This is a genomic window from Rhodococcus sp. ZPP, assembly GCF_017656075.1.
GTDB lineage: Bacteria > Actinomycetota > Actinomycetes > Mycobacteriales > Mycobacteriaceae > Rhodococcus_F > Rhodococcus_F oxybenzonivorans.
Genome location: NZ_CP058640.1, coordinates 56,913 through 71,618, shown reverse-complemented (window position 1 = coordinate 71,618; position 14,706 = coordinate 56,913). Strand labels below are relative to the sequence as shown.

Sequence of the window (14,706 nt, the reverse complement as noted above, 5' to 3'; positions counted from 1 at the left end):
GGATGCTCCACGCAGAACTCACACGGCAGTTCCGTTTGAACGATCGATGGCACCGGGGCGGAGTGGGCCACCTCGTCCATACCGATGCACCTCCCACTCACTGAAGACCAGTATGCAACCGATCCTCCACACCTTCCCGTCACAAAGGCGTTCAGATCCAGACGATCCCCCACAGCGGGGGGACGACGATTGCCACGGCGGTTCCGGCAATGAGGAATGGTGCGAAACCAAACTCCCCCAAATCCTTCTGACGCCGAATCACTTTCACCCCCAACATCACCAAGAGCGCCAGGACGTTCGGTAGCAACATGCCCGAGAGCACATTCGTCCAGCCGACCCATCCCAACGCTGCCCCGAGGATGAAGCTCAGTCGCACGTCGGCGAGCCCGGGATAGCCGCGGGTGACGATCGCGAACACCAGGTTGAATGCGAATACCAGCACACCGGCGAGAAGTGCGCGCCCACCTGCCGCTGGATCTTGATCCACCGCCACCGCGAACGCCCCCAACATCAGACCCACTGCGGTGGTCAGCCTGATCAAGGTCAGCGGAAACCGCAGCGTGAAGTGATCGATCCACGCTGCCCACACGCACAGCAGGCTCAGCGCGAGCCAGGCAGGCAAGATCGCGTCGCCGCCGGCGAACATCACGGCGCCGAACCACATTCCTGCGGTCAGAGCCGCGGGACCGAGTCGCCGGGAGCAGCCCTCTGTCGGGATCTCGACGGCGACACACAGCCTGGCCATCATCGGTGCCGTCGCCACGCTCAACGCCGCACCAGCCGCGGCACTGGTGACGGCCACCCACCACACGCCTGTTGTGCCGTATTCGGCATCAACCCACCGAACCGCGAACCACATCAACACACTCGCGACGACGACAATCCCAGCGGGCGCGTACACCGTCGCCGACAGATGGTCACTGCGTTGCCCTGCCGCATCTTCAGCACCGACGGCCGGCGACTGTGGCTCCTCGCTGGGACCACTGCCCGCCAGTTCGGACGTCGGTTCGGTCATCGTGGGCACTCCTCCGCAACTATGCGACAGACATAAGGGATAGATCGACACTAGCCGTGCACCTGGACAGTCTCAGCACCACCGAGCCGATTCGGGAGCCGGCCCGCAAGAGGGCACTTCGAGAAACCGCAGCTTGACCCGCTGGTGCGGCGGTGGTCGCGCCGGTCCTCGTTCTGTCCAGGTCATCACATATCACTGGGCTCGACATTGCATCCTCCCTATGACTGGAATAGAAGCGAGTACTCGTGAATCGACGAACCACCAGCGAAATTGCTGCACTGTCCCTCATCACAGCCGCCATTCTCACCGGATGCAGCATCACAGAGGCCGAGACCGTATCTCCGCCAGCCGAACCAGCTGCTGCCGCCACACCCGTCGAGTGGTCGACAAACCCCACCACCGTTGATCAAGGTCAGCCACGAGTGACCGACGCTCAGACCCGGCTATCCGAGACACAGCCGGCGACGACTGCTACGCAGGCCACCGCTGGCCGCCGCATTGCCGCCCACGAGCACTCAGTGCGGAATCGTCACGAACAATCTGAACAGTGCCACTGAGATATTGTCAATACCTGTGGATGAGTGAGTTTCAGGCGACCTCCGATCCGGCGTTGGCGGGCTCGGCAGGTGAGGTGTCGGGGGTGATGTCGGTGGGACGCTCGAGCAGCTTGCCCTTGTGGAACACGGCGCCGGCTCGGACGAGCGCGACCAGATGCGGAGCGTTGACCGCACGCCAGCGAGCCTGTGCGGCGTCGATCAGCTTGTAGGCCATGGCAAGTCCCGCCGCACGGGATCCGGGGCCCTTGGTGACTTTCGTCCTCAAACGCACCGTGGCGAAGGTAGATTCGATGGGATTTGTGGTGCGTAGATGCACCCAGTGCTCGGCCGGGTACTTGTAGAATTCGAGCAGCACATCCGTGTCGTCGGTGATCTTCTTCACCGCCTTCGGATACTTCGCGCCGTAGTCGAGTTCGAAGGCTTTGATCGCCACTTGCGCCTTGTCGATGTCCTCGGCGTTGTAGATTTCCTTCATCGCCGCGAGCGCCCCGGGATGTGCCGTCTTCGGTAGCGCAGCAAGTACATTGGCCTGCTTGTGGAACCAGCACCGCTGCTCCCGGGTTTCGGGGAACACCACCCGCAGCGCCCTCCAGAACCCAAGGGCACCGTCACCGACCGCGAGGACCGGGGCGGTCATGCCGCGGCGGCGGCAGTCCCGCAGCAGGTCAGCCCACGACTCGGTGGACTCGCGGTACCCGTCGGTGAGGGCGACGAGCTCCTTGCGTCCGTCCGCACGGACGCCGATCATCACCAGCAGGCACAGTTTGTCCTGCTCGAGCCGCACCTTGAGGTGGATGCCGTCGACCCACACATAGACAAAGTCGGTGCCGGAGAGGTCCCGATCCTGGAAGGCCTTCGCCTCGTCCTGCCACTGCGTCGTCAACCGGGTAATCGAGGCCGCCGAGAGCCCGGCACCCGATCCGAGGAACTGCTCGAGTGCCGGGCCGAAGTCGCTGGTGGAGAGCCCGTGCAGATACAGCAGCGGCAGCACCTCGTTCATCTGCGGGGACTTGCGCACCCAGGCCGGCAGGATCGCGGACGAAAATCGCTGTCGCTCGCCGGTGTCCGGGTCGACGCGCTTGTCGTTGACCCGCGGGGCCTTCACGTTGACCGCACCAGCGGCGGTCAGGACGTCGCGTTCGTGGTGGTAGCCGTTGCGCACCACCAGGCGGCGACCGTTCTCGTCGACCTGGTCAGCGAACTGTTCGATATAGGCGGCGACCTCCGCCTGCAGCGCGGCCGCGAGCATCTGCCGGGCACCGTCACGGACGATCTCGTCGAGCAACGACCGCCCGTCGTCGTCGTCGGAGCGGTCGTTGTCGTGTACTACCGTAAGCACGGGCGTACCTTCCCAACCAGCGTTGCAGCGCTGGCCTTGATCGAATACCTGTTTTCTTGCAGATCATCATCCGGGAAGGTGCGCCCTCCCCGATCCACAGGTATTGATCATTTCTCAGTGCCACTGCACCTGTGATCATCATCGCCGGAACTCCGAGCTGCTCAGAAGCACTGAGCATCAGTGATCGCTACCTCAACGACCGCACGGTCGCCGCCCAAGGACAAGGGCGCTTCGCTGTCATCGACGGTTGGAACTGCAGCTGGCCCTACCTTCCTGACCGATCACACGCCGACTCCTATCTGCAATGCGTCGACCCGACCGGGAATGCCGTCAAGATCGGCGACTGACGCGGAACACCGAGGCACACCGAACCTCGTGTAGCCCACGCGCGACGCGCCGACATCGGCGCTCGCACGAGCGACACAGACGAAGGCATTATTGATTCCATGGGGGCACCAGTGAAGAAATCCACGCGCAACTCACGTCGGCCGCATCGTGGCCGCTCCACATCGCCGGTCCGCAGCTCCGCGGAATACACCAAGCGCCTGGCCACTGGAGCGAAAAGCATCGTGATCGACGCCGACCCGGAGAACTGGCTGGACCTTGGTCACATCCCCAGCCAAGTCGAGGTCAAAATTATCGGACAAACCTGCGCGGGAATCGCCGGCGGCTCCATCGCAGCCGCCGGCCGGTGCTTCGTCCAAGCGTCCAACCACGCCAGGGTCACTGCCTACGAACATGCTCACATCGAAGCCTTTGACGACAGCACCGTCGATGCCCGCGGTAAGAGCCATATCGTCGGCACCGACAACGCCAGGATCCGCGCAGAAGACAGCGCCATCGTCTTCGCGCACAGTCATTGCCACGTCCAAGCCAACGGTCAAGCTCTTGTGGCCGCCACCGACACCACCACGGTCCGTATCGATGGTGAGGCCCACGTCCGAGTGAGCGGTGGCGTGCGCATCATCGGGCCCCGTCGACCCGCGATTGTCGAAGCCCGTCCGATCAGCCGTCTCGCACGCCACCTGAATTTCTGAACGAAACGATCTCCGCTGTCCGGATGTGTCGCGGGGCAAACTGTCGAGCTGGACAGCTCATCCACGTCCACTGCCCCATCAGCTGGCTACTGCGCACATTGCACAGAACGCAGCAGACTTATTACTGCACAACGCATTTACTGGAAAGGTAGGTGTCCAACGACAAGCCTCGAACATCAATGGGTGACCTGCTCGTAGCAAGTGCAACTCCACGACGGCTCACCACACTCGAAACCGGCACGCAGAGATTGTTCTTGGCGCTTTCACTGGGGTCCTTCCTCATATTTTTTAGAGGCGTACCGGCCACATCTGCTCAAGAAGGGAACATGGTCGGACTCGGGCTTCTTGTTGTTGCCCTCCTCTGGGGCGTCTTCCTGCTCTGCATGCTTGCTCGGTTGGGGTGCTCCCATGGCGTCCGCGCCACGACCGCCCGGGCACGCTGGGCAGGCCGCAGCATCGGCTGCACACTTCCACAGCATCGGACTGCCGTGATGCTCCTTGCTGTCACAATTGTCACCTGGCAGTCACGGCACTGCTGCGAGGCCCCATTTTCGACCTCGTGGGAGAAATGATCAATACCTGTGGATCGGGGAGGGCGCACCTTCCCGGATGATGATCTGCAAGAAAACAGGTATTCGATCAAGGCCAGCGCTGCAACGCTGGTTGGGAAGGTACGCCCGTGCTTACGGTAGTACACGACAACGACCGCTCCGACGACGACGACGGGCGGTCGTTGCTCGACGAGATCGTCCGTGACGGTGCCCGGCAGATGCTCGCGGCCGCGCTGCAGGCGGAGGTCGCCGCCTATATCGAACAGTTCGCTGACCAGGTCGACGAGAACGGTCGCCGCCTGGTGGTGCGCAACGGCTACCACCACGAACGCGACGTCCTGACCGCCGCTGGTGCGGTCAACGTGAAGGCCCCGCGGGTCAACGACAAGCGCGTCGACCCGGACACCGGCGAGCGACAGCGATTTTCGTCCGCGATCCTGCCGGCCTGGGTGCGCAAGTCCCCGCAGATGAACGAGGTGCTGCCGCTGCTGTATCTGCACGGGCTCTCCACCAGCGACTTCGGCCCGGCACTCGAGCAGTTCCTCGGATCGGGTGCCGGGCTCTCGGCGGCCTCGATTACCCGGTTGACGACGCAGTGGCAGGACGAGGCGAAGGCCTTCCAGGATCGGGACCTCTCCGGCACCGACTTTGTCTATGTGTGGGTCGACGGCATCCACCTCAAGGTGCGGCTCGAGCAGGACAAACTGTGCCTGCTGGTGATGATCGGCGTCCGTGCGGACGGACGCAAGGAGCTCGTCGCCCTCACCGACGGGTACCGCGAGTCCACCGAGTCGTGGGCTGACCTGCTGCGGGACTGCCGCCGCCGCGGCATGACCGCCCCGGTCCTCGCGGTCGGTGACGGTGCCCTTGGGTTCTGGAGGGCGCTGCGGGTGGTGTTCCCCGAAACCCGGGAGCAGCGGTGCTGGTTCCACAAGCAGGCCAATGTACTTGCTGCGCTACCGAAGACGGCACATCCCGGGGCGCTCGCGGCGATGAAGGAAATCTACAACGCCGAGGACATCGACAAGGCGCAAGTGGCGATCAAAGCCTTCGAACTCGACTACGGCGCGAAGTATCCGAAGGCGGTGAAGAAGATCACCGACGACACGGATGTGCTGCTCGAATTCTACAAGTACCCGGCCGAGCACTGGGTGCATCTACGCACCACAAATCCCATCGAATCTACCTTCGCCACGGTGCGTTTGAGGACGAAAGTCACCAAGGGCCCCGGATCCCGTGCGGCGGGACTTGCCATGGCCTACAAGCTGATCGACGCCGCACAGGCTCGCTGGCGTGCGGTCAACGCTCCGCATCTGGTCGCGCTCGTCCGAGCCGGCGCCGTGTTCCACAAGGGCAAGCTGCTCGAGCGTCCCACCGACATCACCCCCGACACCTCACCTGCCGAGCCCGCCAACGCCGGATCGGAGGTCGCCTGAAACTCACTCATCCACAGGTATTGACAATATCTCCTCGTGGTCGAGGCAGTGGGAACGGACGACCAGTCACCCGCGCAACGTGCCGCGGACGCTGATAGGTCCACCTGGTTAACATCGGGCTGGGCTGGCCACATTGCTGGTCTGACGCTGATTTCCGGGGTCGTCACTGAGGAACTCATGTTTCGAGGACCACTCGTTCCAATCATGGGAGTACCGGCACCGCGGGTTGACTTACCGGCGAGAACCGATGACTTGGAGTGATCAGTCAGGCGGCGTACGGCGCCGCGCCTGGCGACGGACGTGGCGAGCCATGAGATGCGCTCTGTTCTTCTCGCTGCGGAAGATCTCGCGGTTCACTGCCTGTTCGATCATTCCGGGGGCCTCGAGCACACGCTGCGCGGCCAGACGCATCAACTCGGCGCGGTCGGACCCCACTTGTGCGGCCAAGGCGTCGAGCCTGTCCCGCAGCGGGGCGTCGAAGTGCACATTCACCCTGGCGGAATAGATTTCGGGCCGAAGATCGCGCAACGGTGCGATGGCCTCCAGATCCCCCGCAAGGTCACCGGGCTTCTCGAGTAGGCGCCGAAGAGCAACCCGAAGAAGCGCGGTGCTGAGCTTGTCCCCATGTCGGCCGGCGAGGCGCCAGATCTGTTGCTTACTGGACGGGTTGACCATCACCTCGACCTTGTCGGACAGTCCGGTCCGCTCCGCCTCGCGGAGCATCGGATGCTTGTAGCGGCCGGGGGTTTCCAGGACGCGGTGCAGCGCAATCCGCATGAGTGCGCTGACCGTGGTGTCGTACTCGACGGCCAGCACCGTGAACTTCTGCGCGGTGTCCGGTTCCAGCTTGAGCGTGAGCATGACCAGTGGGATCGCCCGCCGGACTGCCGAGAGACGCCGCGCTTCCTCAAGGCCGGTGCTGACCGCTTTCGGCTGGGTGACCAGTCGCCGGCACGCGACGCGGATCAGCGCCCCGAACCGGCGAGGACCGATACCCTCGGCCATCTCCTCGAGTCGGTATTTGGTCTCCGGGTCGAAGCGCAGCGCGATGGGATCACCCACCGGGATCCGACCTGGCCTCGACTCCGTCATCCCTCGCTCTTCTCGTCCGCCGGTGCGCATATTGTGCCCCGGCATCGGGGAACCCTGAGATGCGGCCTCGAAGAATCTGGTATGGCCTATGGCCTATGGCCTATGGCCTCGCCCAGCCAAACCGTCGTGCGGACCGAACACCTAGTACCCCGTGCTGTGAGTCCTCCTGGTCGTGGCACGACCCCGTACACGGGCAAGCGCGATTGGTGTGGAGGACTTCACTCCGAACCTACCCGCGGTAATGCGCCGATCTTAGTTTCGCGAGGTTGACCGGACCTCGACGAGAAGTCCGCCACCAAAGGACTGGCGGCCGGCTTCTGTGTCTTTCATCAGCGCAAGCGCGACGTGACTCTCTCCACCGAGTGAAATGCCGCGGGTCTGTCGTCAGTTCAGCCCCTTAGAACTGATTGAAACATCCAACGTATGAACTGAATCCGCTCGCGTAGTTCTGGCCGCATCAGCACTTGGCTGCCTACTTGATTTCAACCGCGTCGAGACTGGACTGCGGGGCACCAGACATCGGATCAGTCGTCTCCAACGTCGATCAATTGGGTGTAACCAGCACCTGCAGCTCACCGATTCGCTGTTGATAGTTGGAGGTCAAGGGAACAGGCACGACTCCACCTGCGCCTCCACCTGGCCATACTGCTGTCCAGTTCACTATCCAGGCCGACGTCGCCGACACGTTGTTCACGCCGCCGGGCTGCATGATCGATGTCTTCTCGATGTGGTGACCGCATGTCGGGGATGGCAATCCACTCGGTGGGGTCAGTGGGCTGGCGTCGATAAGGTCGTTGTAAGGGGTGAACGGTAGAAGCGCGCCCGGGCAGATTGTCGGGAGGGACCCGTCCCCCCAGTTGATCGTGACACTCGAGTTGACAGCTGTGGCTGTCACAACGACGCCTCCCGGACCAGGGACGACTCGTGTCACTGGGCCAACGGTGCTCTCCCGGATCTGATCCGGGCAAACCCACGCCCATGCGTTCTTTCCGACCAAACCGGTTCTCCCGCCAGGGAAGTTGGCGGGTTCGGGGGTCCAGCACATCGGGGGTTCCTCGAGTTGCATGCCGGTCACGGCTGTTCCAACCACATTCATGACCTGCGCCATGCTCACTGGGGTTGCCGGCATACCCACATCCGGACTCAGCGGAACACAGTCCGCGAATCGGCCGCACGCCTTCATCTGTTGCCTGACCGGAGGTCCTGAGGGAGCGGCCACGACGTCACTGCCACCACCGCTGTATCCAGACCCGCCGCCGCCCGTCCCCGCTGCACTCGCCCCTGGGGAGCCTCCGGAGCCAGGTGATGCCGAAGGTACCTGGACGTAGCTGCCTTGAACGACAATGTTCGCACCCAGATTTCCGGAACCGGGAGCGACGTCGATTCCGCCAGAACCGAAGCCGGGTTGTCCAAGCGCTGAGTGTGGCGAGGCAACCAGGCTCCCCAGAACGAGCGCGCCGATCACGGCCGCATGAAAACGACGACGATTTGGCATGTGTTCTCCTTGGTTATGGTGCATCGCATGGTGCGTATCGGGCTGCTGCATCGCTGGTGACTCGCCAGCCGTTTGCATCGGGCCAATCCGCATTCCGGACGGTCAACTGAGCGAGCACGAACTGCGGCCGGTTGACGTCGTAGGCGGGACTACCGTCGGACTTCGTCCAGGTCAAACCGGAGATGTCGGTGCAGGCGCGCACGTGGACCCAGGCGGGCCCGGAGATAGCCTTTCCGTCGTCACCTACCGGTATGCCGGCGTCGGTGATCTTCGCATCGACAACCTTGACGTCGCCCGCTCCGACCACGTTCTGCGAGCGGCGCAGGGTGATATCTCCCCGCCAGCTATCCAGCACGGGACCACCGGCCACGGTGTCGAGCTGCTCGATCGGCGCAGCGGCATCCCCATCAAGCTTGCCCACGACAGCGTAGAAGTCGTTGACCTTCGCAAGCGCCTGTTCCCGTGCCAACTCGTCAGGAGTCTTGTTCGACGTGTCCGCTCCCTCGGGACCCTCGAACGCCGGGTCACCGGTGGCAGTGAGCTCTACCGCCGGATCCGCCGCGTCGTTGTCGGAGCAGGCGGTCACGCCGACCAATAGGGTCGCCGCAGCCAAGGCTGCGACGACGGTTCGGCGGATGGTGGTGTGTGCCATAGTCGTATCTCCTAGAAAAGTCCGGCATTGCAGGGCGTACCGGGCAGTGTGTAGTCGGCTGTGACTCTCCATCCTGCTGGGTCGGGCCAAGCGGCGTTCGTCAGGATCGGCTTCCCGAGCTCGAGAACGTCGATAGCGCGGGCGAGGCAGACGTCCATCTCGATGGTCGCGGTGCCGGGCGTCGGGATGCCGTTTTCGTCGATCGGGATGCTGTGGCGGGTGATGGTGTTCTTGAGAACCTTGACCTCGCCTGCGTTCGCCTCGACGCGATGCGCGGTGATGTCCCGCTTTGTCGATTGAAGGAAGTTGCCAGCCGCGACATTGTCGAGATCTGCGGGGTTGGCTGCGGGATCTACACTCAGTCGCGCGAGCATCGTGTAGTACTCGTTGACCTTCACCAGTGCGGCTTCACCGGCCTGTTGCTCGGGGGACTTTCCGGAGCCGGGCGGTCCGGTGAACGTGGGCCCGGTGTTGGTTCCGAGGGTGACCGGTTCTGGGGCCAGGATGCTGCAGCTGGCTGTCAGGCACATCGCAGCAGTGAGTGTCGTCGCCAGTACGGCGATGTGGCGCGTCATGATGCTGCTCCGATCCGGTAGTGGCTCCCGTAGGTGGAGTCGAGCTGACTCAAGAGCATCTTTGTTTCGTGTTCGGGTTCTTCTTCGAGTGCGTCGAGCTCGGTGATCATGCGATCTATCAACCTTTGGGTGGTCTCGGTGTCACCGGCGAAGTGGGTGGCGATGATCGCCGCACGCCAGCACCCTTCGTGGACGATGTCGACCTTGAGGCCCGTCTCCGCGGCGGCGTGCGCAGCCGCGAGGTCCTGGGGAACTTGTTGGCCGCGAATGTAGCGGGTGGCGAGCTCTTCGGCGACGTCGGTGACGGCAGAGATCATGTCTTGCTTGGTGTGGTCCGCCCACCCGTAAGCGGTGGGGTCATCGCTAGTGAACGGTTGACCGGTGACCAGGGCCAGCGCGGCGACCAGCCGGGCGGTATCGACGTCAGCAGGATGGGCGTTAACGAGTTCCTGCCAGTAGTCCCAGTCAGTTGTGACGGCCTCGTGGAGCCGTTGCGGGGTCCGGCCGGTTCGATCTCCGGACTTGATGAGGGCGGGTTCACCGGTCTCGGTGTCACCGAGCCACTTACGCAGGCGAGAGAGCGCTTCGTTGCGGCGCCGGCGGAGCCGGGCCTTCGCTTCTTTCTCCTGTTCCGCTGTGCCGGTTCTGGCGGCTTCGACGTCGTGGGGCCAGATTTTGCTGTCGATGTCCGCGGCGAGGACTCCGCCATCGGTGCTGATGAGAAGCGCGGCGATTTCGGTCAGGCTCTTCTCTCGGCCTTCGGCCGGCCCTGGTGACGGGGGTGTGACGGCGGGTTCGCCGAGCAGCCTGATCCAGATGTGATCCGCCTCGGGCAACTCATGTTCTGCGGTGACCTCATCTGAATCGGACGGATCTGGTCGGTCGACGGCGTGGTCGAGGTCCTCGTTTCCGACCACGCTGAAGGTGGCGGGATCGGAGCTGGTGATGAACTCGTCGGTCGAGATGTCGTTGTCGAGACGGGCTGCTTCCCATCGAATGTCAGGGTTATCGCCCGTGTAGGCAACGCGAGGTTCGCGTGAGGTGGTGGTCAGTAGGTCTAGGACAGACGCGTAGCTCTCCTCATCGAGGGTGGTCACTGTGATGCCGGACGACGCGATTCCTGGACGAGCAAGGACGGCCGAGCCGTTGTCGTCGACCTCGAGGGTCCATGTGGCGTTGGTATGTGCGTTCTCGGTGGTCACTGCGGCGAACGCGATTCGGGGTGCGTGCCGTGCGATGCCGGCGAGTAGCCCGGCCTGTGTCTCGGTCACCGGATCGGCGATCAGAACGATCTCGGGTGCGGTCAGCACGCTGGTGGTGTACGACGTGCGTGCCTGCGCGATTGACTCGAAGTCGTTGTCCGCGAGGATTTCGGAGTCGAGTTTGAGGTGATTGGCGAGTGTCGTCAGTACCGTGTCGGCGTCCTCGGAGTGGGTGATGCGGCCGTTGTCGATTGCCTCGGGCAGGTCGGCGCAGTATCCGACGAGGTTGAGGTGGAGGCTGTCGGCGATGGGCGAGACTGCGAGCTCGACGGCGAGCGCACGCAGCACCCCGGCTGTTGCGGTCGGGGTGCCGCTGATGGCGATGTGGCCGATCTGTTCGAGGTTGAGTAAGAGGTCGCGACCGTCGTCGCTGGTTCCGACTGCCGTCAGCGCCGGGTACGGACTGATCTCGGCCTCGGGAACGCTCCGCGGGAAAGCTCTCGGATCTATTGACCAGGTGGTGTCGTCGATCTGTGTCCAAGGCGCGGGGAATGAGACCTGTTCGACGAGTCCGAGCTCGATGTCGTTGTCACCGACGAAGACCGCCAGCAGGCCCGGCAGAGCGATGCTCGTGGACCTGCAGTGGTGCGCGAGGTGCCGCAATGCGATGTCGACGTGGGTGGTGGTGAGCGGATCAGCGGCGGCCGTGAGTGCTTGTTCCGCCTGGATCGCGGTTTCGGCGGGAAGGGCGATGCGCTCGCCGCGGCGGCGGCGGTGTTGTTGCTTGCGGCGACGAAGAGCGAGATGCCCGGTGAGTCCAGCTGCAGCAACCGCTGAGATTCCGAGACCGATGAACACGACGTCGGATGAGCCGTCCTCGGTGTCGGTCTCTGCCGACGCGTCCTTGGTGAGGAGGTCGGCAGGCATTTGAGGCTCGACGGGGTCGAGTTGCCAGTTGGGGGCGACATCCACAAGCGCGGGTGCAGCGGCGGGCGCCGGAGCGGGAGCCGGAGCAGCTTCCGGGGCAGGAGCGGGAGCCGGAACAGCTTCCGGAGCCGGAACAGCATCGGCCGGCGGCACCAAGGCCGGCGCCGGTGTAGCGTCAGCCGCCGCGGAGGCGGCGGTGGGCATGATCAATTGCTGGCCGACCGTGATCAGCTCACCAGCCGGGGTGCCGTCGGGAGTCGTGATCTCCTTGAAACGCAAAGGATCGCCGAGCTCGCGCTCGGCGATATCCCACAGGGTGTCGCCCTGCTTGACCGTATAGGCGCCGCGTATCACCTCGGGCTGGGATGCGGGCAGCTGCAGGGTCAACCCTTCGGCCAGAAACCCTGGCTCGGGGACAGCAGTCCGGTTGAGGTCCAGGATCTCGGTGTAGCGGCGGCCCTCTCCGAGATGCTGCTGGGCTAATCCCCACAGGGTGTCGCCGCGCACGGTCGTCACTGTCGGCCCCGACGGTTGTACCGCCACCCGGGTAGCCCGCGGATCCACCTGTGTCTGCGGTGACGCGCTCGGATCTTCCTGCTGTGATTGCGGCGCGTACGGAGTGGTGCTTCCCACGTCCGCAGGCTGGGTCAGGACGGGTGCGGCCGTGGCGGTGCCGGCGGTCAGGAGCAAGAGGGCGCCGCTGACGAGGAACGTCGCGGTCCGCTGTTGTGAGCGAAGAAGGCGCAGCTTCGGCGCTTTGACGCCACGTAGTGTCGCTGCGAGTTCGAGCAGAATTGGGACGGTGAAGGTGGCCCAGGCAGCCCAGCCGACAAGGGGAAGAAGGGCGATGAGGAGACTGCCGTCATCTGGACTCGCGAGCAGACCTTCGAAATCCGACCACGGTATGTCGAGCGGATTGCCGCGCAGCGCCCAGAGGGCGGCCGGGATGCCGGCGACAAGCATCACCAGGATCAGGAGGTAGCCGAGTCCGGCAAGGCGGGACCTCGCGGCGTTTGCGCTCACGGTATGTACATCTCCCCGGCGTTGGTGCGGTTGAGGTTTACAGCGGCGGTACCGACGAGCAGTTTCGTTCTGGGGTATGGCAGAAGTTTCGAGTTGTAGACGATGCGGGTCGTGATCAGGAGGGTGCGCGGGCCGGTGGGGATCACGTCGCCGTCGATGCCGGCCTCGTACAGGTATCTCTTGGCGGCTGCCGTCGCGCGGACTGGGTCGACGACCGTGTCGATGCCGCGGGCGCTCACCGATCCGATGATCTGTTGACCGGCTGCTCGGGCAGCATCCTCGGCGACGTTGTCGGCTCGCTGGTCGGCGGTGAGCATGCCGCCACCGTCGACGATCAGTCCCCAGACGAAGAAGATCAGGACAGGGGCGAAGACCACCGTCATCAGGGTGACGGCACCCTTGTCGCGGTGCTCCTCCGGCAGTCGGGAGGCGAGTCGCTTACGCAAGGCGTTGGTCATCGTGTGCGCTCCCGGTAGGTATCGATCGGCGAGATTGCGGTAGCGGTGACGGTGCGGGCACCATTGACTCCGGGCCATCCAAGAGCGTCGAAGGAGACCTGGCAGGTCACGGTGACCTCGACCGTGGCGGGGACACCAGGTCTGGTGCGGAAGCCGCTGGTATCGGCGTTGACGTTCATGGTGGCGCACTTGAGGCCTTGTCCGTCCATGCTGCCGGCCGCTGCTTGGTACGCCAGCGGAGTGGCCGTGGCGATGGTGCGGGCGAGTGAGGCTGCACGGGCACCCTCGGTGGCGGCGTGTTCGACCTTCTGGTGCGCCTGTCGGTTGACGCCGTACGCATACATCCAGCCCAGGAGCAAGATCAGGATGACGGTTGCGAGGCACAGCTCGATCGTGACGTCGCCCCGGTCATCTCGGCGGGCGCGGGATATCCATCGGGTGAGTCTCATCCGATTCCTCCCGGGTTGGTGACGCGTTCAGTTGGTTTGGTGTGGTTGACGACGATGGGGAATTCGAGACCCGGGACGAGGGAAGGGGCCTTTCCGGTGATGTTGACGGTTGTTTCACGGATGTTCTTGCTGACGAGGACAACCGGGATCTGCAGGTCACCGGTGCCTGCCTGGGTGATGCAGGCATAAGCGGCAGCTGTTCCGAGCGCTTGGTTGCCGTACTGGGATCTTGTGTTCTTCAGTGCCTTTTCGGCGCAGCTGTTGGCGACGTCGCGGCCGTGGAAGAACAGAGCGGTTTGCAGCAGGACCGAAAAGATCAGAAGGAATGCGACCATCGCGATGACCGTAATGAGCGTCGCCGGGCCTCGGTCATCGCGGCGCCATCGGTCGATCAACTGTTCCAGTGTGACCATGGTCTGCTTTCCGATAGTTGTTGGACGGCTGGCTTTTCAGGACGGAATAGGGATATACGGCCACGGCCAGGAATCGATTCCGAGCTGCCAAGCACCGCAACGCCCGCCACCATCGCAGCGGCCTGGAAGACCCTCACGAGGTATGTCACGAAGTCACCGTCTCTCCAATCGATTCAGCGCTGTCTGATTTCAGTCGGGGATCGCGTTTGCGCGGGACATGATTTTGCGGACGACGATCGCACCGGCTGCGGCGGCGGCGCCGACGACCAGGACGGCGAGGAAGACGTACTCGAGGGTGGAGGGTCCGCGGTCTGAGTCTTTGCCGCCGGCGCGGTGGAGGAGGGTGCCGGCCAGTGCGGCGACGAACATCATCGTGAGGGTGATGTAGGAGGTCACGGCCTCGCGGGCGGTGCGCCGGGTGGCGGTGGCGACGGTGGTGATGCTCATGGTGGGCTCCTTGTGTTTGGTCGATGTGTAGCAGGTGA

At 63.9% G+C, this 14,706-nt stretch carries 13 protein-coding genes; 3 read left to right on the top strand and 10 right to left on the bottom strand.

The annotated features are described in order from the left end of the window. Positions 1-151 precede the first annotated feature (151 nt). Entirely contained in the window at positions 152-1,015 is an 864-nt protein-coding gene (locus HYG77_RS35885; RefSeq protein WP_208964347.1) for an A24 family peptidase, read from the bottom strand. 588 nt (positions 1,016-1,603) lie between these two features. After that, entirely contained in the window at positions 1,604-2,911 is a 1,308-nt protein-coding gene (locus HYG77_RS35880; protein WP_208962146.1) for an IS256 family transposase, read from the bottom strand. Between the two features lie 131 nt (positions 2,912-3,042). Between HYG77_RS35880 and HYG77_RS35875 the strand changes: the two genes are divergently transcribed. The 3 genes from HYG77_RS35875 to HYG77_RS35865 all read left to right on the top strand — a co-directional run bounded on the left by HYG77_RS35875 (position 3,043) and on the right by HYG77_RS35865 (position 5,935). Next, positions 3,043-3,258, top strand: a complete 216-nt coding sequence (locus HYG77_RS35875) for a hypothetical protein (RefSeq protein ID WP_208964346.1) — start codon at positions 3,043-3,045, stop codon at positions 3,256-3,258. Between the two features lie 99 nt (positions 3,259-3,357). Continuing rightward, positions 3,358-3,948, top strand: a complete 591-nt coding sequence (locus HYG77_RS35870; RefSeq protein WP_208964345.1) for a hypothetical protein — start codon at positions 3,358-3,360, stop codon at positions 3,946-3,948. Positions 3,949-4,627: 679 nt separating this feature from the next. After that, positions 4,628-5,935 (top strand): IS256 family transposase, encoded by a 1,308-nt coding sequence (locus tag HYG77_RS35865; RefSeq protein WP_208962146.1) that lies wholly within the window; start codon positions 4,628-4,630, stop codon positions 5,933-5,935. 261 nt (positions 5,936-6,196) lie between these two features. Here HYG77_RS35865 and HYG77_RS35860 read toward each other — a convergent pair whose 3' ends face one another. From HYG77_RS35860 to HYG77_RS35825, 8 genes are all read right to left on the bottom strand, one after another. Then, positions 6,197-6,997, bottom strand: coding sequence for a CopG family transcriptional regulator (locus HYG77_RS35860; protein WP_244461549.1), 801 nt, complete (start codon positions 6,995-6,997; stop codon positions 6,197-6,199). 1,538 nt (positions 6,998-8,535) lie between these two features. Then, a complete protein-coding gene (locus HYG77_RS35855; RefSeq protein WP_208964343.1) occupies positions 8,536-9,174 on the bottom strand; it encodes a hypothetical protein in 639 nt (212 codons plus the stop codon). A gap of 11 nt (positions 9,175-9,185) precedes the next feature. Further along, positions 9,186-9,749: a hypothetical protein gene (locus HYG77_RS35850; RefSeq protein ID WP_208964342.1), complete on the bottom strand. Its 564-nt coding sequence runs from the start codon at positions 9,747-9,749 to the stop codon at positions 9,186-9,188. Continuing rightward, positions 9,746-12,901, bottom strand: coding sequence for a LysM peptidoglycan-binding domain-containing protein (locus HYG77_RS35845; RefSeq protein WP_208964341.1), 3,156 nt, complete (start codon positions 12,899-12,901; stop codon positions 9,746-9,748). Before HYG77_RS35845 ends, HYG77_RS35850 begins: the two co-directional genes overlap by 4 nt. After that, positions 12,898-13,359, bottom strand: coding sequence for a Tad domain-containing protein (locus tag HYG77_RS35840; protein WP_208964340.1), 462 nt, complete (start codon positions 13,357-13,359; stop codon positions 12,898-12,900). The genes HYG77_RS35845 and HYG77_RS35840 overlap by 4 nt, the downstream gene beginning before the upstream one ends. Next, positions 13,356-13,808, bottom strand: a complete 453-nt coding sequence (locus tag HYG77_RS35835; protein ID WP_109336316.1) for a hypothetical protein — start codon at positions 13,806-13,808, stop codon at positions 13,356-13,358. The genes HYG77_RS35840 and HYG77_RS35835 overlap by 4 nt, the downstream gene beginning before the upstream one ends. Continuing rightward, complete coding sequence (locus tag HYG77_RS35830; protein ID WP_208964339.1) at positions 13,805-14,221, bottom strand: hypothetical protein; 417 nt, start codon at positions 14,219-14,221, stop codon at positions 13,805-13,807. The genes HYG77_RS35835 and HYG77_RS35830 overlap by 4 nt, the downstream gene beginning before the upstream one ends. Positions 14,222-14,410: 189 nt before the next feature. Continuing rightward, positions 14,411-14,668 (bottom strand): hypothetical protein, encoded by a 258-nt coding sequence (locus HYG77_RS35825; RefSeq protein ID WP_005560295.1) that lies wholly within the window; start codon positions 14,666-14,668, stop codon positions 14,411-14,413. Between the last annotated feature and the right edge of the window lie 38 nt (positions 14,669-14,706).